The organism is Streptomyces sp. NPDC088252 (genome assembly GCF_044740965.1).
Classification (GTDB): domain Bacteria; phylum Actinomycetota; class Actinomycetes; order Streptomycetales; family Streptomycetaceae; genus Streptomyces.
This window is the reverse complement of sequence record NZ_JBIURS010000002.1, coordinates 18,781-36,438: the sequence shown is the minus strand read 5'-3', so window position 1 is coordinate 36,438 and position 17,658 is coordinate 18,781. Positions and strand designations below refer to the sequence as shown.

The 17,658-nt window shown below is 69.7% G+C and carries 18 protein-coding genes; 9 read left to right on the top strand and 9 right to left on the bottom strand.

The annotated features are described in order from the left end of the window. Positions 1 to 112 precede the first annotated feature (112 nt). The 5 genes from ACIOHC_RS03920 (at position 113) to ACIOHC_RS03900 (ending at position 2,675) form a co-directional block, all read left to right on the top strand. Positions 113 to 691: a hypothetical protein gene (locus ACIOHC_RS03920; protein WP_351077559.1), complete on the top strand. Its 579-nt coding sequence runs from the start codon at positions 113 to 115 to the stop codon at positions 689 to 691. Positions 692 to 813: 122 nt separating this feature from the next. After that, the gene (locus ACIOHC_RS03915) at positions 814 to 993 is read left to right on the top strand and encodes a hypothetical protein (protein ID WP_351077441.1); all 180 of its coding nucleotides are present in this window, start codon (positions 814 to 816) and stop codon (positions 991 to 993) included. Positions 994 to 1,102: 109 nt separating this feature from the next. Next, complete coding sequence (locus tag ACIOHC_RS03910) at positions 1,103 to 1,627, top strand: BlaI/MecI/CopY family transcriptional regulator (RefSeq protein WP_351077438.1); 525 nt, start codon at positions 1,103 to 1,105, stop codon at positions 1,625 to 1,627. A gap of 64 nt (positions 1,628 to 1,691) precedes the next feature. Beyond that, on the top strand, positions 1,692 to 2,195 hold the full coding sequence (locus tag ACIOHC_RS03905) for an amino-acid N-acetyltransferase (protein WP_351077557.1): 504 nt from the start codon (positions 1,692 to 1,694) through the stop codon (positions 2,193 to 2,195). A 144-nt stretch (positions 2,196 to 2,339) separates the two neighbouring features. Continuing rightward, on the top strand, positions 2,340 to 2,675 hold the full coding sequence (locus tag ACIOHC_RS03900) for an Lsr2 family protein (protein ID WP_093894032.1): 336 nt from the start codon (positions 2,340 to 2,342) through the stop codon (positions 2,673 to 2,675). Here ACIOHC_RS03900 and ACIOHC_RS03895 read toward each other — a convergent pair. Beyond that, a complete protein-coding gene (locus ACIOHC_RS03895; RefSeq protein WP_351077436.1) occupies positions 2,654 to 3,262 on the bottom strand; it encodes an SCO3374 family protein in 609 nt (202 codons plus the stop codon). The two genes, ACIOHC_RS03900 and ACIOHC_RS03895, sit on opposite strands and share 22 nt — an antisense overlap. A 429-nt stretch (positions 3,263 to 3,691) precedes the next feature. Here ACIOHC_RS03895 and ACIOHC_RS03890 point away from each other — a divergent pair, with 429 nt between their 5' ends. Continuing rightward, on the top strand, positions 3,692 to 6,220 hold the full coding sequence (locus ACIOHC_RS03890) for an ATP-dependent Clp protease ATP-binding subunit (protein ID WP_351077434.1): 2,529 nt from the start codon (positions 3,692 to 3,694) through the stop codon (positions 6,218 to 6,220). A gap of 636 nt (positions 6,221 to 6,856) precedes the next feature. Next, positions 6,857 to 7,534, top strand: coding sequence for a M23 family metallopeptidase (locus ACIOHC_RS03885; RefSeq protein ID WP_401841255.1), 678 nt, complete (start codon positions 6,857 to 6,859; stop codon positions 7,532 to 7,534). Between the two features lie 19 nt (positions 7,535 to 7,553). Here the strand turns inward: ACIOHC_RS03885 and ACIOHC_RS03880 are convergent, their stop codons facing one another. After that, positions 7,554 to 8,138 (bottom strand): helix-turn-helix domain-containing protein, encoded by a 585-nt coding sequence (locus ACIOHC_RS03880; RefSeq protein ID WP_351077430.1) that lies wholly within the window; start codon positions 8,136 to 8,138, stop codon positions 7,554 to 7,556. A 126-nt stretch (positions 8,139 to 8,264) separates the two neighbouring features. Between ACIOHC_RS03880 and ACIOHC_RS03875 the strand changes: the two genes are divergently transcribed. After that, entirely contained in the window at positions 8,265 to 9,875 is a 1,611-nt protein-coding gene (locus ACIOHC_RS03875; protein ID WP_401841253.1) for an MDR family MFS transporter, read from the top strand. Between the two features lie 77 nt (positions 9,876 to 9,952). On the opposite strand, the gene cseC is transcribed toward ACIOHC_RS03875, so the two are convergent. The 6 genes from cseC to ACIOHC_RS03845 all read right to left on the bottom strand — a co-directional run bounded on the left by cseC (position 9,953) and on the right by ACIOHC_RS03845 (position 15,314). Next, the gene (cseC, locus tag ACIOHC_RS03870; RefSeq protein ID WP_351077426.1) at positions 9,953 to 11,335 is read right to left on the bottom strand and encodes a two-component system sensor histidine kinase CseC; all 1,383 of its coding nucleotides are present in this window, start codon (positions 11,333 to 11,335) and stop codon (positions 9,953 to 9,955) included. Next, entirely contained in the window at positions 11,332 to 12,036 is a 705-nt protein-coding gene (cseB, locus tag ACIOHC_RS03865) for a two-component system response regulator CseB (RefSeq protein ID WP_351077424.1), read from the bottom strand. The genes cseC and cseB overlap by 4 nt, the downstream gene beginning before the upstream one ends. A gap of 10 nt (positions 12,037 to 12,046) precedes the next feature. Further along, complete coding sequence (locus tag ACIOHC_RS03860) at positions 12,047 to 12,799, bottom strand: hypothetical protein (protein ID WP_351077422.1); 753 nt, start codon at positions 12,797 to 12,799, stop codon at positions 12,047 to 12,049. Then, on the bottom strand, positions 12,787 to 13,422 hold the full coding sequence (locus ACIOHC_RS03855) for a SigE family RNA polymerase sigma factor (RefSeq protein ID WP_351077420.1): 636 nt from the start codon (positions 13,420 to 13,422) through the stop codon (positions 12,787 to 12,789). The genes ACIOHC_RS03860 and ACIOHC_RS03855 overlap by 13 nt, the downstream gene beginning before the upstream one ends. Before the next feature lie 183 nt (positions 13,423 to 13,605). Next, positions 13,606 to 14,508 carry an A/G-specific adenine glycosylase gene (locus ACIOHC_RS03850; RefSeq protein WP_351077417.1) on the bottom strand — a complete coding sequence of 301 codons (903 nt, stop codon included), beginning with the start codon at positions 14,506 to 14,508 and terminating at the stop codon, positions 13,606 to 13,608. A gap of 146 nt (positions 14,509 to 14,654) precedes the next feature. Further along, positions 14,655 to 15,314: a phosphatase PAP2 family protein gene (locus ACIOHC_RS03845; protein ID WP_365691765.1), complete on the bottom strand. Its 660-nt coding sequence runs from the start codon at positions 15,312 to 15,314 to the stop codon at positions 14,655 to 14,657. 172 nt (positions 15,315 to 15,486) lie between these two features. On the opposite strand from ACIOHC_RS03845, the gene ACIOHC_RS03840 reads away from it, so the two are divergent. After that, complete coding sequence (locus ACIOHC_RS03840; RefSeq protein ID WP_351077412.1) at positions 15,487 to 16,305, top strand: hypothetical protein; 819 nt, start codon at positions 15,487 to 15,489, stop codon at positions 16,303 to 16,305. A 216-nt stretch (positions 16,306 to 16,521) separates the two neighbouring features. On the opposite strand, the gene disA is transcribed toward ACIOHC_RS03840, so the two are convergent. Next, positions 16,522 to 17,646, bottom strand: a complete 1,125-nt coding sequence (gene disA / locus ACIOHC_RS03835; protein ID WP_351077410.1) for a DNA integrity scanning diadenylate cyclase DisA — start codon at positions 17,644 to 17,646, stop codon at positions 16,522 to 16,524. Positions 17,647 to 17,658 lie beyond the last annotated feature (12 nt).

Here is a 17,658-nt window from a genome sequence, read left to right as displayed (position 1 = left end):
CGGTCGGGCGGGGCGGGGCCGACGCCGCGCCGCCGACGGCCAGCTAAGAGGATTTTGTCCATTTAGCACGTATTGTCGCGTCATGCCCACGCCTTACGGATCACGCGGCGGTATGGCGTTCAGCGCGGACGAGCTGCGGGTGCTCCGACGTGCCCTCGCCATCGCCCTTCAACCCAAGCCCCTGCCCGACGAGGACGTCCAGGACTGCCTGCGGCTGGCGGGCGCCGTGGACGAGGCGGTCGGCGAGGCGGGACGACTGCGCACGTTCCTCCTCGCCGACCTCGTCCGCTACCGCAACGCCCTCCCCGGCTCCGTCAGCGGCTATCTGGAGCTGCTCCAGGACGCCCTGGCGGGCGGATACGACCCTCGTCCCGACGACCTGGCCGCGCTGCGGGCCCTGCGTCACAGACCGGTGGCCGCGGCGCTCCTGGAGCGCTGTCAGATGCTCGCGGAGCGCTCGGTGCGGGCCCGCCTGGCCGGACGTGCCACGCCGGCGACGGCCCCGGCGCCCCGCAGTCGACTGCTGGCCCTGCCCGGCGGCCGGGCGGCCGACGCCGAACCCGAACGGCCCAAGACCCCGGCGGCCCCGCCCCGGCCGGTCCCGCCGTCCGAGCGCCCGGCGCCCAAGCCTTCCGAGGTCTTCCCGCCCCGCAAGCCCGCCCCGCCGCGGCAGGAGTGGGCCGCGGGCTGACGGCGTGCACCAGGCCGTAAGGGGTGTCCCGTAACCCCTGGCGGGCGAACGACGACAGCTGCGGCACCCCGACGCGGAGGGGGCGCGCGGAAGTCCGTACCGGCCTCGCTACTCTGGACGTCATGGACTACGTATCCGCGCTCGTGCCCCCCGTGGTGATGGCCGTCTTCTTCATCGGCCTCGTCGTGACGATCGTCAAGAGCCAGGGCGGTCCCAACAAGGCCAAGGAGGACGCGGTCGTGGACCTGGCGATCGGCCGCGCCGAGTCCGTCCAGCAGGCCCCGCGTACCGACGGCGTCTGACTCCCCGCACCTCGCAGTACCCGAAGGGCGCACGGCTCCTCAGGGGTCGTGCGCCTTTTTGCTGCGCAAATAACCAGGCATTCCAGGCATCTGGCACTAAAGTGACATTGTGCCCCGCCAATTGGGAGAACTGGAAGACGCCGTGATGACACGGGTCTGGCAATGGAACCGCCCGGTCACTGTGCGGGAAGTCCTTGAGGACCTTCAGCAGGAACGCTCCATCGCCTACACCACCGTCATGACGGTAATGGACAATCTCCATCAGAAGGGCTGGGTGCGCAGGGAAGTCGACGGCCGCGCATATCGATATACGGCGGTCTCCACCCGCGCCGCCTACTCGGCCGCACTGATGAACGAAGCCTGGTCGCGGAGCGACAACCCGGCCGCCGCTCTTGTCGCGTTCTTCGGCATGATGTCCGCCGAGCAGCGGGAGGCCCTCGCGGACGCCATGCGGATCGTCCGCCCCGGACTGCCCGGGGCTTCCGGACACCCGGCCGAAGAAGCGGTCCACGGTGCGGTGGGCGAACCGGGTGATGAACCCGGGGGTGAACCGGCTGATGAAGCCGCCGGAGAAGCGGCCGAAGATCCGGCCGAAGATCCGGCCGATGGCGCGGGCCCGGAGACCGGGCGATAGCGTCGGGGGTATGTCCTCAGAGCTTCCGCATACCGATTTCCGTACCGAACCGTCGGTTATAAACATGGCCATCACTGTGCGCCGTGCCAGGACCAGCGATGTCCCATCGGTCCGCCGTCTCCTCGACGGGTACGTACGAGAAGGCATCCTGCTCGACAAAGCAACGGTGACGCTTTACGAGGACATCCAGGAGTTCTGGATCGCGGAACGCGACGAGGACGCCCGGGTCATCGGCTGCGGTGCACTGCACGTGATGTGGGAAGACCTCGCTGAAGTGCGCACTCTAGCTGTCGATCACGGCATCAGGGGTGCCGGAGTCGGGCATCAAGTACTGGACAAGTTGTTGCAGACCGCCCGTTGGCTGGGCGTACGGAGGGTTTTCTGTCTCACCTTCGAAGTCGACTTCTTCGCGAAGCACGGCTTCGTGGAGATCGGAGAGACGCCGGTCGACGGAGATGTCTACAGTGAGCTGTTGCGTTCCTATGACGAAGGTGTAGCAGAGTTCCTGGGTCTCGAACGAGTGAAGCCGAACACCTTGGGCAACAGCCGGATGCTTCTGCACCTGTGACCGTCACAAGAAGCCGTCGCCCTATGTCCGAATCGCGCATGTTTCCCGTCTTCTTGCGATCCTGAACCTCTCCCGGGGGTTTGTGTTTTCCGAAGAAAAGCGGTTTCCTTTCCGCGTACTGCATTTTCGATGAAAGGAAATCCGGTGGCACAGAAGGTTCAGGTCCTTCTTGTCGACGACCTCGACGGTGGCGAGGCTGACGAGACGGTCACGTTCGCTCTGGACGGCAAGACATACGAGATCGACCTCACCACGAGCAACGCGGACAAGCTCCGTGGTCTTCTTGAGCCGTACACCAAGGGCGGTCGGCGTACGGGCGGTCGCGCGGCGGCCGGTCGTGGCAAGGGTCGCGCCGTCACCGGCGGCAACAAGGACACCGCGGAGATCCGTAAGTGGGCCCGCGAGAACGGCCATAATGTGAATGACCGCGGCCGTGTTCCCGCGGAGATCCGCGAGGCTTACGAGAAGGCCAACGGCTGAGCTGTCGACCCTTCGGTCGACCGCCCCGTTCGGGCGTGCATCAACCGGGCCCGGTGGCATTCCGTGGCCACCGAGTCCACGAGCCGTACGAGATCGGGAGCATCCCCACCCCTGCTCCCGAGGCCGACGAGGGCCGGGAGTTCCGGCTCTCCCTCGTGCCGCAGCCCGGGGGGTCGCAGCCATACGGCGGCCCCCGGCCGGTCGGTCGCCCGTCCGGGCGGTGCCGGCGCAGTGATCCGGCCGCCCGTGCCGATGGCGGTCAGCGAGAGGGCGACGCCGCCCCATTCCAGCCAGTCGAGCAGTCCGGGCAGTTCGTCGGCGCTTCCCGCCGCCACCAGCAGACCCATCCGTCCACCGGACAGCGCCACCGGCCCGGTGCGGCCCACCCGCCGCAGTGCCGCATGGCCGGCCACCGCGGGCACTTCGAGGACGTCGAACCGCAGCCCGGTCAGCAGTCGCACCGGTGCGATGCCCTCCGTCGGCCAGCCGAGCTCGTGCTCGTACCACCGCGCCCACTGCGCGTGACCGGCGTGAGCCTTGCGCGTGTCGGCGAGCGACGGCGGGGGAGGCGGGACGGTGACGGCCATGCCGGAAGAACGGCCGGGCCGCCCCCGTGGTTACGCAGGGTCCGGGAGCGGGTGCGTAGTGTGTCCGGGGTGGGGGCGTGGAGACGTATTCGGGAGCGCAAAGATGTTCGCCCGTAGCGGAGGGAACCGGCGCGCGCCGCATGGACTGTCTGTAATTACGGGTAAGACATCCCTAGTGGGGAGGGGCGACACGCAGGCTCGGGCATCTCACGTTCGCCATCGGCGTACTGGCGAAAGGGGTATCTGCCTGGCCTGCGGGAACATCGTCTCGCACCATCGGGTTGGAGCAGATGTCGGCGTTCGAGGTCAGGAGGCCAAGGACGGTGTCGGCAGTTGGAATGAGCGGTCCCCGCTTGCGGGACTAAGCTGCGGAAGGACAGGGAGGGGACCGACCCCTTACTGCCTGACCGCTCTGAGGAGCGATTAACGATGTTCGAGAGGTTCACCGACCGCGCGCGGCGGGTTGTCGTCCTGGCTCAGGAAGAAGCCCGGATGCTCAACCACAACTACATCGGCACCGAGCACATCCTCCTGGGCCTTATCCACGAGGGTGAGGGTGTCGCCGCTAAGGCCCTGGAGAGCCTCGGGATTTCGCTCGAGGCGGTCCGCCAGCAGGTGGAGGAGATCATCGGCCAGGGCCAGCAGGCCCCGTCCGGGCACATCCCCTTCACGCCCCGGGCCAAGAAGGTCCTGGAGCTGTCGCTCCGTGAGGCCCTTCAGCTCGGCCACAACTACATCGGCACCGAGCACATCCTGCTCGGCCTGATCCGCGAGGGCGAGGGCGTCGCGGCCCAGGTCCTCGTGAAGCTCGGCGCCGACCTGAACCGGGTGCGGCAGCAGGTCATCCAGCTGCTCTCCGGGTACTCCGGCGGCAAGGAGGCGGCAACCGCGGGCGGCCCCGCGGAAGGCACCCCTTCCACGTCCCTGGTGCTCGACCAGTTCGGCCGGAATCTCACCCAGGCCGCTCGCGAATCCAAGCTCGACCCGGTCATCGGGCGCGAGAAGGAGATCGAGCGGGTCATGCAGGTGCTGTCCCGCCGTACCAAGAACAACCCGGTTCTCATCGGCGAGCCCGGCGTCGGCAAGACGGCGGTCGTCGAAGGACTGGCGCAGGCCATCGTCAAGGGCGAGGTGCCCGAGACCCTCAAGGACAAGCACCTCTACACCCTCGACCTCGGTGCGCTGGTCGCCGGCTCCCGCTACCGCGGTGACTTCGAGGAGCGCCTGAAGAAGGTCCTCAAGGAGATCCGCACCCGCGGCGACATCATCCTGTTCATCGACGAGCTCCACACCCTGGTGGGTGCGGGCGCCGCCGAGGGCGCGATCGACGCCGCCAGCATCCTCAAGCCGATGCTGGCCCGCGGCGAGCTGCAGACCATCGGTGCCACGACGCTCGACGAGTACCGCAAGCACCTGGAGAAGGACGCCGCTCTTGAGCGCCGCTTCCAGCCCATCCAGGTCGCGGAGCCGTCGCTGCCGCACACCATCGAGATCCTCAAGGGGCTGCGCGACCGCTACGAGGCCCACCACCGCGTCTCCATCACGGACGAGGCGCTGGTCCAGGCCGCGACGCTGGCGGACCGGTACATCTCGGACCGGTTCCTGCCGGACAAGGCGATCGACCTGATCGACGAGGCCGGGTCCCGGATGCGCATCCGCCGGATGACCGCGCCGCCGGACCTCCGCGAGTTCGACGAGAAGATCGCGGGCGTCCGCCGCGACAAGGAGTCCGCGATCGACTCGCAGGACTTCGAGAAGGCCGCGTCCCTGCGGGACAAGGAGAAGCAGCTCCTCGCCGCGAAGACCAAGCGCGAGAAGGAGTGGAAGGCCGGCGACATGGACGTCGTGGCCGAGGTCGACGGTGAGCTGATCGCCGAGGTCCTGGCCACCGCGACCGGCATCCCGGTCTTCAAGCTGACGGAGGAGGAGTCCTCCCGTCTGCTGCGCATGGAGGACGAGCTCCACAAGCGCGTCATCGGCCAGAAGGACGCCATCAAGGCCCTCTCGCAGGCGATCCGCCGCACGCGGGCCGGCCTGAAGGACCCGAAGCGCCCCGGTGGCTCGTTCATCTTCGCCGGCCCGTCCGGTGTCGGTAAGACGGAGCTCTCCAAGACGCTCGCCGAATTCCTCTTCGGCGACGAGGACGCGCTGATCGCCCTCGACATGTCGGAGTTCAGCGAGAAGCACACGGTTTCCCGCCTCTTCGGTTCTCCCCCCGGTTACGTGGGTTACGAAGAGGGCGGCCAGCTCACCGAGAAGGTGCGCCGCAAGCCGTTCTCCGTCGTCCTCTTCGACGAGGTCGAGAAGGCCCACCCCGATATCTTCAATTCCCTGCTCCAGATTCTGGAAGACGGTCGTCTGACCGACTCCCAGGGCCGGGTCGTGGACTTCAAGAACACGGTCATCATCATGACGACCAACCTCGGGACCCGGGACATCTCCAAGGGCTTCAACCTGGGCTTCGCCGCCCAGGGCGACGTCAAGACCGGCTACGAGCGGATGAAGAACAAGGTCAACGAAGAGCTCAAGCAGCACTTCCGCCCCGAGTTCCTCAACCGTGTCGACGACACGGTCGTCTTCCACCAGCTCACCGAGGAAGACATCATCCAGATCGTCGACCTCATGCTGGCCAAGGTGGACGAGCGCCTGAAGGACCGCGACATGGGCATCGAGCTGAGCTCGGAAGCCAAGTCGCTCCTGGCGAAGAAGGGCTACGACCCCGTGATGGGCGCCCGGCCGCTGCGCCGGACGATCCAGCGCGAGATCGAGGACGTCCTCTCCGAGAAGATCCTCTTCGGCGAGCTGCGCCCCGGTCACATCGTGGTCGTCGGCACCGACGGCGAGGGTGAGGAGAAGAAGTTCACCTTCCGCGGCGAGGAGAAGTCGGCTCTGCCCGACGTCCCCCCGATCGAGCAGGCGGCGGGCGGTGCGGGTCCGAACATGTCGAAGGACGTGTAAGGACGCCACCGAGCGCCTGAGCGCCTGAAGGGGCTGCCCCGGAACCGTTGAGAAACGGTCCGGGGCAGCCCCTTTTCCGTGCGGCACCGGCCTCGTCGTGCGGTCGGTTGCGCTCGGTGGACGACGGGGCTCCTCGACGGCCTGCGGCTCCTCGACGGGCCGCGCGGCTCCTCCATGGCCCGCGGTATCGGCCGGGCCGGCGCGACGGCCGTCGATCGCGCCGTCGGCATGCGGCGGACGGCCCCGATCGAAGGGCTCCAGGACCCTCCGGCGGTGACAAGGCACACAGCCCGTTCCGCCCCTACTACGGGCGATAGGAGAGAGCGCCGTGAACCCGGGAGGGACCTTCGGCCCTGCGTGGAGAGGGGCTTTCGGCGCGGGAACGAGAGAAGCCCGGATCGCCGGTTTCGGTCCGTTTGGACCGGTTTGGAGCTGGGGCTGAACCTGCCCGGAACGAGAGTTTCAGTGGGCCCGTACGAGGGGTGCGCGAAGGCGGTGCCGAGGCATTCCCGAGGCGCCGGATACGGCTTTTGTTCGTAGATGGGGTGTTTGAGCATCGATGGGGGTGCGGGTTACCAAGGGATGGCCGACGCGGCGAAAGCGTCGGGTCCAGTCATCTCCGGAGGTTCTCCGCTCATGTCGAAGCGCGTTTCGTTCCAGCACTCCCGTCGCCCGTCCCTGTCCCGTGTCCGTGGCGCCGTGGTGGCAGCCGGCCTGGGGACGTCGATGGTTCTCGGCGCCGGTGCTGCGTTCGCGGCCGGCACGGCGGGTGCACCCCACACGGCGAGCCCGATCAGCAATGGCACGGCCGACTCGGTCGCCGCGCAGGCGGCCGCGCAGGGCAAGGCGGCCAAGGCGGTCAAGGCCGAGCGTGCGGCAGCCGAGAAGAAGACCGCCGCGTGGCGGATCCCTGTGGCCCACTACGCGCTGAGTGCGAGCTTCGGCAACGACGGCTCCCGCTGGGCCCACAAGCACTCCGGCCAGGACTTCGCCGTCCCGGTCGGTACCAAGGTCGAGGCCGCGCACGGCGGCACCGTCGTGAAGGCCGGTCCGAACGGCGGCGGCGACGGCCCCGCGTACGGCAACGCCGTCGTGATCCGCCACGGCAACGGCACGTACTCGCAGTACGCCCATCTGTCGAGGATCGATGTGCGCATCGGCCAGACCGTGAAGGCGGGTCAGAAGATCGCGCTCTCCGGCAACACGGGCAACTCCAGCGGCCCGCACCTGCACTTCGAGATACGGACCACCCCGAACTACGGTTCCGCGATCAACCCGGTCTCGTTCCTGTACAAGCAGGGCGTCACGGTCTGACCTGACCGGACGTGTTCCGCTACTCGGCGGACCCCGGGCCGTGCGCCCGGGTGACCAGTTCGAAGGCGACTTCGAGGACGGCGCTGCGCTTCTCCTCGGGGTCGCCTTCGACGTCCTTCAGGGCGAACATGCCCGCGTGGATCGTGAAGAGCGCGGTGAAGCAGCGCACCTGGTCGGCCAGTGAGGCGTCGGGTTCCTTGATCAGGTCGACCAGGCCGATGACGCGGTCCTTGATGGTCTTCCCGATGCTGAGGTCCCGCACGGTCGCCTGGTTCTCCTGCATGAAGCGGAAGAGCGGGGCCGCGGCGGTCAGCGCCTCGCTGTAGCGGCGCAGGATCTCTTTCTTCGTCTCCAGGGTGTGGGGCCGGTCCCGGCCCCACACGATCAGCTCCTCGACCGGCCGGTTGAGGTCCTCGAAGATGCTGACCAGGATGTCTTCCTTGGTCTTGAAGTGGTAGTACAGCGCGGCCTTGGTGACATCCAGCCGCTCGGAGATCTCCCGCAGCGAGGTCTTCTCGTAACCCTGTTCGGCGAAGAGCTCCAGGGCGACGTCCTGAATGCGCTGGCGCGTGTTACCCCGGCGTGCCTGCGGCGTGCTGCCCATGGCGCTCTCCCTCAACAAACTTACTTGACGCCCGGCTAGTTACGGGTCTACTTTCCCCAGTGTAGTCAACTAGCCGGGCGGCAAGTAAGAACCCGGCGCGCACCGGGGATCAGGGGAGTGGGGACCATGGCGGAGCTGAAGAAGGCGACGGACGGAGGGGCGGGTGACCGGCCGGCCGGGAAACCCGAGAAGCAGCAGCGCAGTGTCCGGGTGGTGATGCTCGCCCTGATGATCACGATGCTGCTCGCCATGCTGGACAACCTGATAGTCGGCACGGCCATGCCGACCATCGTCGGTGACCTCGGCGGCCTGGAGCATCTGTCCTGGGTCGTCACCGCGTACACCCTGGCCACCGCCGCCTCCACCCCCATCTGGGGCAAGCTCGGCGACATGTACGGACGCAAGGGTGTGTTCCTCACGTCCATCGTGCTCTTCCTGATCGGCTCGGTCCTGAGCGGCATGGCCCAGGACATGGGCCAGCTGATCGGTTTCCGGGCGGTCCAGGGGCTCGGCGCGGGCGGCCTGATGGTCGGTGTCATGGCGATCATCGGCGACCTGGTGCCGCCCCGTGAGCGCGGCAAGTACCAGGGGATGATGGCCGGCGTCATGGCCATCGCGATGATCGGCGGACCGCTGGTCGGCGGCACCATCACCGACCACCTCGGCTGGCGCTGGAGCTTCTACATCAACCTGCCGCTGGGCGCGGTCGCCCTGGCCATGGTCACCCTCGTGCTGCACCTGCCGAAGCGGGAGCGCGCAGAGGTGAAGATCGACTACCTCGGTGCGGGGCTGCTGACCGTCGGCATCACCGCGATCGTGCTGGTCACCACCTGGGGCGGTTCGGAGTACGCCTGGGGCTCCGTCATGATCGTGGCGCTCATCGCGATCGGCGTCGCCTCGCTCACGGGCTTCTGCTTCGTCGAGACGCAGGTTGCAGAACCGATTATTCCGCTCCACATATTCCGCAACCTCAACTTCACCCTGATGTCCGTCATCGGCTTCATGTCGGGCTTCGTGATGTTCGGCGCGGTGCTCTTCCTGCCGCTGTACCAGCAGTCCGTCCAGGGCGCGTCGGCGACCAACTCGGGTCTGCTGCTCCTGCCGATGCTGCTGGCGATGATGGTCGTCTCGCTGATCGCGGGACGGGTCACCACCAGTACCGGCAAGTACAAGATCTTCCCGATCCTGGGCTCGGTCCTCATGGTGTCCGGTCTGTTCCTGCTCTCGCGGATGGACACCGGCACCACGCGGCTCACCTCGGGCATCTACATGGCGGTGCTCGGCGCGGGCATGGGCTTCCTGATGCAGATCACGATGCTCGTCGCGCAGAACAGCGTGGAGATGAAGGACATGGGAGTCGCCTCCTCCGCGACCACCCTCTTCCGTACGCTCGGCAGCTCCTTCGGTGTCGCGATCATGGGAGCCCTGTTCACCGGCCGGGTGCAGGACGAGATGGCCGCCCGCGGCGGCGGGGCGGTCACGGCGAAGTCCGCCCAGCTGGACGCGTCGAGCCTGGCGAAGCTGCCGGCCGCGGTGCGTGAGGCGTACCAGTTCGCGGTGTCGTCCGGTACGCACATCGCGTTCCTGGTGGGTGCCTCGGTCGGAGTGATCGCGCTGATCGCGTCGGTGTTCGTCAAGGAGGTGCCGCTGCGGGGAGCGGGCCCGGAGACCACGTCGTCGGACGGCGGCGCGGCACCGGCCTCGGCCGCCGGTGTCAAGCAGCCCGAGGCGGTCTGACCCCTCCGCGGTGGTACGAGCGATGAACGTGAGGAGGCTCCCGGGGCGCGCCCCGGGAGCCTCCTCACGCATCCGGTTCAGCTGCCGGGCCGCCGGCTGCCGGACTCCGCGCTCTCCCCGTCACCGCTGTCCGGGGTGCGCTGTTCGGACAGGTGCAGGATCGGGAAGCTGCCGGTGTTCGTGGGTGCGTGCTCGGGCAGCCACAGCACGGCGATCGCCCCGCCCGCGCCCTGCGCGGCCCCTTCCGGCGCCGCGTTGCGGAAGGTCAGCCGGGCCCCGAGGACGCGCGCCTGACCGGCCGCGATCGTCAGCCCGAGACCGTGTCCGTGCCCGGCCCGGTCACTGCTTCCGGTACGGAACCGGCTCGGCCCCTCACGCAGCAGCGCCGCGGGAAACCCGGAACCGTGGTCGCGGATCCGTACCACCCGGCCCTCGACCGTGACCTCGACCGGTGTGGCACCGTGCTTGGCGGCGTTCCCCAGCAGATTGCCGAGGATCCGCTCCAGCCGCCGCGGATCGGTGCTGACCCAGGACTCATGGACGACCTGCACCCGTACATCCGGGTACAGCAGCGCGACGCGCCGGCTGACGAACTCGCCCAGCGCGATCTCCTGCAGCTCGGCCCGCTCCGACGCGCTGTCCAGCCGGGCCACCTCCAGAACGTCCTCGACCAGGGTGCGCATCGCCTGCGCCCGGTCCCGTACGAGCTCGGTGGGGCGGCCCGGCGGCAGCAGCTCCGCCGCCGTCAGCAGGCCGGTCACCGGGGTGCGCAGTTCGTGCGCGATGTCCGCGGTGACCCGGCGCTCCGCCTCGATCCGTTCGTTCAGCGCGTCCGTCAGCGCGTCCACCGCACGGGCCAGCTCGTCGGTCTCGTCCTGGACGACCCCGCCGACGGCCTCCCTGACCCGTACATCCGTATTGCCCTGCGCGACCTTGCCCGCGGCGGCGGCGGCCTTGCGCAGCCGGCGCGACAGCTGCCCGCCGATCAGCACGCCCAGCGCACAGCTGCCGAGCACCACAGAGACCGAGCCGATGATCAGCGCCCGGTCGAGATCCCCCAGGACCCTGGCGCTGCGGCCGGTGAAGCGGGTGTGCAGCGAGAGCACGTCGCCGTTGCCGACCGGGACGGCCGCCCAGACGTCGGGTCCCCCCTGCTTGAGCTCCTCGACATGCGTGGCGCGCCGGTTCCTGCTGGTCTCCGCGCGCAGGCTGCGCGGCATCAACGGGTCGTTGAGCTTGGCGCCGAACCGTGGGTCGGTCTTCTGCGTCTTCTTCGCCTCGTACAGCAGCTGCGCGTACGTCAGCCGCGTCAGCTGGACCTCGCGCGCGTTCTCCAGCATCGAGACCCGGGCGGCGTTGTGGACGACGAAGCTGAGCGCGACCGCGGTCAGCGCGCCCACCGCCGCGATGGCGATGCTGATCTTCCAGCGGACACCCGTCCGCAGCGTCGGCCGCCTCATGGCTTGAGCTTGTAGCCGAAGCCGCGGACCGTCTCGATCCGGTCCTGGCCGATCTTGGTGCGCAGCCGCTGCACGTGGACGTCCACGACCCGGGTGTCACCGCCCCATCCGTAGTCCCAGACCCGCTCCAGCAGCTTGTCGCGGGAGAGCACCGTGCCGGGCGCGGCGGAGAACTCCAGCAGCAGCCGCATCTCGGTCGGCGTCAGCGCCACCTGCTCGCCGCCCCGGTGGACCTCCATGCCCTCGGTGTCGACCTCCAGATCGCCGAAGACCAGCACGCCGCCGAGGGGCTGCGGCTCTCGTTCCCCGTTGCCCGGCTGCCCGCCCGACGCATGACCGAAGCGGCGCAGCACGGCACGGATCCGGGCGACCAGGACCGCCCCGTCGAAGGGCTTGGTGACGTAGTCGTCGGCACCGGCCTCCAGGCCGAGCACCACATCGATCGAGTCGGCCCGCGCCGACAGCATGATCACGGGGACCGTCGACTCGTCGCGGATGCGACGGCAGAGGCTGACCCCGTCGAGCCCCGGCACCATCACATCGAGCAGGGCGATGTCGGGACGGTCGGCCCGGAACGCGGCGAGGCCCGACAGGCCGTCCGGCATCGCGGTGACCGCGAAACCGTCGCGCTCCAGCGCCAGCTGGGTGGCCTCGCGGATGACGTCGTCGTCCTCGACGAACAGGACGTGGGTCTCGGCCATCGGGCTGCTCTCAGTTCCCCGCCGGTTCCGCGGATTCCGGAAGACCGGCCTCTCCGTTACCGACGGCTCGGTTGAAGTCGTTGTGCACCCGGTCGTGCTCGTCGAACCGGTTGTCCGCCCAGCGGTAGGTGATCACTTCCTCGCCGGAGGGGTACGCGACCGAGTCCTTCTTCCCGTACACCTGGGCCGTCACCACCAGATCACCGCGGTCGATGGTGCCGTACACCGCGGGCTGTTCGACGGCGAACACGTTCTCGTACGTGCCATTGGCCCGCTGGCGATACACATAGGTGCCGACCCCCACCGAATCGCCGCAGGTCATCACGTTCACCACGACGTCGGCCGAGGGACCGCCGGTCAGGGTGCCGTACGAGGTGTCCACCGGGTACTCGGAGCCGCTGCAGGGCTTCAGATCCGTTCTGACCCGCTCGCTGACCTTGGGGTCGTGCTTGAGCAGCGTCACGGGATCGACCCGCGGCGTCGGCTTCGCCGTGGTCGACGGCTCGGCGCTCGGCGTGACCTGGGCGACCGCCTGGGTGCCCGCCGGGCCCTCGTCCCGGGTGCCGGTGCCGCCGCTGGAGCATCCGACGACGAACAGCCCGAAGGCGGCGAGCGCGACCAGGGTCGTGGTGCTCGCCGCCCAGCCGGTCAGGGTCCGGCCACGCCTGACGGCGGCCTGGCGGCCACCGTCACTCCCGTTGCCGCCACGGTCGCCGTCCTTGTCGCCGCTGCCGCTGTCATCGCTGGCTGTCAGGCCGCGCACCGCTCCCGCCCCCGTTCGTCCACACGCCTGCCCGACTCCACCCGGACCTGCGCCCTTGCCCGCGCACGTACCGGAGCACCGTCGGCCGCCGTCGGTCCCTGCTCCTCCCGGAGCCGGGCCTCCCTGCTCGCTGCCTCACGGCTCTCCAGCTCCTGGCGCAGCCGGGCCAGCGCACGGTGCAGCGTGCTCTTCACCGTACCGGCCGACATGCCGAGGGCCGCAGCCGTCTCTTCCGTACTCATCTGCTCCCAGTGTCGCAGCACGACGACGCTGCGCTGCTTGGGAGCCAGTACGCCCAGCACATCCATCAGCAGGGCGCGGTCGGCGCGCTGCTCGGTGCCGTCCTCGACGCTCGCGTCGGGCAGCTGTTCGGTGGGGACCTCGTCCAGCTTGCGGGCCCGCCACCACTCGGTACGGGTGTTGATCATGACGCGGCGCAGATAGGCGTCGGCGAGGGACTTGTCGGCGATGCCGTCCCAGCGGCCGTACGTGCGGGCCAGGGCGGTCTGCAGCAGGTCCTGCGCGTCCACCGGGTCGGGTACGAGTCGGCGTGCACTGCGCAGCAGTGCCTCCTGCCGAGTGCGTACGTACTCCTCGAATTCGAGCACCTCGCCCTGCGCCATTCCAACCGCCTCCGTCCCCGTAGAACCCCGTAGAACACCGTCGAACCGTGTCGGCCACCGATGGGCCGGGCCGACGTCGTCGACGCTACGGAGCTGTTGTCACGGGGCTGTGCGGAGCAGCCATACGCCGACGCACGGCTGTCCATCGGTTGTGTAACAGCGGAGGGGAGGGGACCTGGCGGCTCAGCTCAGCGGCAGCCGGTACTGGCCGCCGGCCAGCGGTTCGACCAGTCCGTCCGCGACCAGTCCGTCCAGTGCGCGGGCGCGCTGCACCGGTTCGTCCCACACCGCGTCCAGTGCCGACTGCGGCACGGGGGTCATGGCCTCGCGCAATACGGCGAGCAGCCGGCCGCGCACCTGCCGGTCCGTGCCCGCGTACGTCTGACCGCGCCGCGGGGGCCCCTGGTGTGCGGGCTTCCCGGCCAGCCGCCAGGCGCACTGCTCGGCGATCGGGCAGTGGGCGCAGTCCTCGTTCTTGGCGGTGCAGACGAGGGCGCCGAGCTCCATCGTCGCGGCGGCCCAGCGGGCGGCCCGCTCCTCCTCCTCGGGGAGCAGCGCGCGGGCGAGCTTGCGCTCGGCGGCGGTGGTCGCGTTCGGCGGGTACTGGATGCCGGTCGCGGCGCGGGCGAACACCCGGCGGACGTTGGTGTCGAGCACGGCATGCCGCTGTCCGTACGCGAACGAGGCCACGGCCGCCGCGGTGTACTCACCGATACCGGGCAGCGCGAGCAGCTGACCGTGCTCGCTCGGTACGTCGCCGCCGTGCCGTTCCGTTATTGCCTGGGCGGCCCCGTGCAGCCGCAGCGCTCGGCGCGGGTAGCCGAGCCGGCCCCAGGCGCGGACCGCCTCGCCGGGCGGCTCGGCGGCCAGGTCGGCCGGGCGGGGCCAGCGGGCCAGCCACTGTTCGTACACCGGGAGGACCCGGCTGACGGGGGTCTGCTGCAGCATGAACTCACTCACCATCACGCCCCAGGCGCCCGCTTCGGGGCGGCGCCAGGGCAGATCGCGGGCGTGCTGTTCGAACCACCCGATGACGGGAGCGTGGAGGGAGGCGGGGGGCGTCTGTGTCGCAGTCATGGCAGTCATCGCACCGACGATCCTGGCACGGAAGCGCGGACAACGGCTCCGCGCACGGTGGTGTCGCGCCTCGTGAGGGCCCTTGGGGTGATAATCCCACCCGTCTTGTCCCCTCGGTGTCCGGCAACCGGCCCAAGGGGACTCCCTCCGGGCCGTCAGTGCCGTTTGCGCCGCCTCCGGGACCGGCCGGCCGTGACCGGTGCCCTCCCCGTACCCGGCCCCGAGACCAGGGCCGCCACCGGGGCCCCGCTGCTGCGTACCGTGCGGGCGAGCGAGTGTGCCGGGCGCCGCAGCACCGCGACCACGACGGCCGCCAACGCCGCACCCAGCAGCAGACCGACCGCCACGTCATGCGGATAGTGCACCCCGACGAAGACCCGGGAGAAGGCCATCAGCAGCGCCAGCGGCACGGTGAGCCAGGCCAGCCGGGGCCGGGCGATCGCCAGGGCCACGGCTGCCGCGCCGGCGATCGCGGAGTGGTTGCTGGGGAACGACCAGTCGCCCGCCGGCGGACACGGCACCAGTGACGCCGCCGCCCCGGCGACCGCCCTGCACGGGCGCTCCTCGTTCACCAACGACTTGAACACCTCGCTGCCCACATAGGCGAAGGCCGTCGCGAGGGGCGCGAGCACCGCCAGGGCCAGGGCGCCCTCGTCCGCCCGGCGGGCGCGCCACCACCCGGTGATGAACAGGACGCCGAAGACCAGAAGGCCGAGCTCCGTCCATATCTCGGCCAGGTGTTGCACCCATGACGGCATGTCATGAGCGAAGTCGGTGATGTCCCGGTAGAGCGGGGCAGTAACTGAACTATCCATGTGACAGAGGCTAGTCAACGAAACGGAGTGGTCGGACGGGGCGATTCCGGGAGCCCGACCCGGCCGGAATTCCGGGCGGAACGGGACGGGCCGGGATGATGATCCGCAAAACTTCGGGGCCGGGCGGCGGGTGGGGCGGGAGTCGGCGCCGATCTCTCGTAGAGTTTGCGCCGTGGGATCTTTGCGTAATCCGATCGGGCCGCTTCCCTCCACCATCTACTGGCGACGGAGGGCCGTAGCGGCGACGCTGGTTGCGCTGCTCGCGCTGCTGATCGTATGGGCCGTCACTTCCGGCAGCGACGGCAAGAAGAACACGGACGACTCCCGGCCCGGCGGCAAGGGGCCCGCGCACGAGATCACTCCCGGTCCCTCCCAGCCGGGTACGGCCATCACCCAACAGCCGGGCGGACGCGACGAGTCGGGCGACACCGGCGGCGGAGGCACCGGCGGTACGGGCGCGGGCTCCGACGGCGGTACGGGCACCGGCGACGGCGGTACGGGCACCGGCGGCGGACCGGGCACCGGCGTCGGGGGCGCGGGCGGCAGCGGTGCGGTGACCGGTGAGCAGGTCCCGGCCGGTTCTTCGCTCCCCGACTGCGCCCCCGCCACACTGCAGTTGAGCCTGAACACCGAACTCAGCTACGGCCCCGACGAGAAGCCGAAGTTCCGGTTGCTGGTCAGGAACACCTCGTCCACCACCTGCAAGGCCGACCTCGGGCCGAGGAGCGCGGTGCTCACCATCACCGAGGCCGGTGGCGACGACAAGCAGGTGTGGTCCTCCAAGGACTGCCCGCGCAACGGCGGCAGCCTGCTGCTGAAGGTCCCGGCGGGCACGACCGTCGTCCACACCGTGGAGTGGGACCGCAAGAAGAGCGTTCCGCAGTGCGCGACGCCGCCCGCGGGGACCGCGGCGCCCGGAACGTATCTGGTCGAGGCGAAGGCGCCGGGCGAGCCGGTGCAGCGCGCCTCGTTCCGCCTTGAGAAGGACTGAGCGAAGGACGCGGGCAGGGGCCGGGAGAAGGCCGGGGAGGGCCGAGGAGAAGGCGGGCGGAAGGCCGGGGAGGGCCGAGGAGAAGGCGGGCGGAAGGCCGGCGGAGGGGCTCGAAGCAGGGCTGGGCCCCCGAGGCCGGCCGGCTCCGGAAAGCGCTTCGGGGCCCGGTCTCCCGGGCCCCGGCGCCCCCTTCTGTGTGCAGGGCCGCGCGTACCGCTACACGTACCGCTCAAGGATGGACGACTCGGCCAGCCGCGACAGCCCCTCGCGCACGCTCCGCGCCCGCGCCTCGCCGACCCCGTCGACCGTCTGGAGGTCGTCCACGCTGGCGGCGAGCAGCTTCTGCAGGCCGCCGAAGTGCTCCACCAGCCGGTCGATGATCGCTCCGGGCAGCCGCGGCACCTTCGCCAGCAGCCGGAAGCCGCGCGGCGAGACCGCCGAATCCAGCGTCTCCGGCGAGCCGCTGTACCCCAGTGCCCGTGCGACGACCGGGAGTTCGAGCAGTTCGGTGTGGGAGAGCGCGTCGAGTTCGGTGAGGGCCTCGGCGACCGTGCGGGACCGCTTGGCGGTCGGCTCCGGCACGTAGTCGCGCACGACCAGCTCACGCTCCGGCTCGACGCCGGCGATCAACTCGTCGAGCTGGAGCGAGAGGAGCCGGCCGTCGGTGCCCAGCTCCACCACGTACTCGGCGATCTCGGTCGCGATCCGGCGGACCATCTCCAGGCGCTGCGCGACGGACGTCACGTCCCGGACCGTCACCAGATCCTCGATCTCCAGCGCCGAGAGCGTGCCCGCGACCTCGTCGAGCCGGAGCTTGTAGCGCTCCAGAGTGGCGAGTGCCTGGTTGGCGCGGGAGAGGATCGCGGCGGACTCCTCCAGGACCCGGCGCTCGCCGTCCACGTACAGCGCGATGAGACGCATCGACTGCGAGACCGAGACGACCGGGAAGTTGCACTGCTTGGAGACCCGGTCCGCCGTGCGGTGACGGGTGCCGGTCTCCTCGGTGGGGATGGAGGCGTCCGGGACCAGCTGCACACCGGCACGCAGGATCTTGGTCATGTCCTTGTCGAGGATCAGCGCCCCGTCGAGCTTGGCCAGCTCGCGCAGGCGCGTCGCGGTGAACTCCACGTCCAGCACGAATCCGCCGGTGCACATCGACTCCACGGTCCTGTCCATGCCGAGCACGACCAGCCCGCCGGTGTTGCCGCGGAGGATGCGCTCCAGGCCGTCCCGCAGGGCCATTCCGGGCGCGACGGCGGACAACGAGGCGCGCATCAGCGCCTCGTTACCGGTGCCTTGGCCGGACTTTCCGGGCGATGCTGCCCGGTCGCTGGCTGCCACTGCACTCCTCCG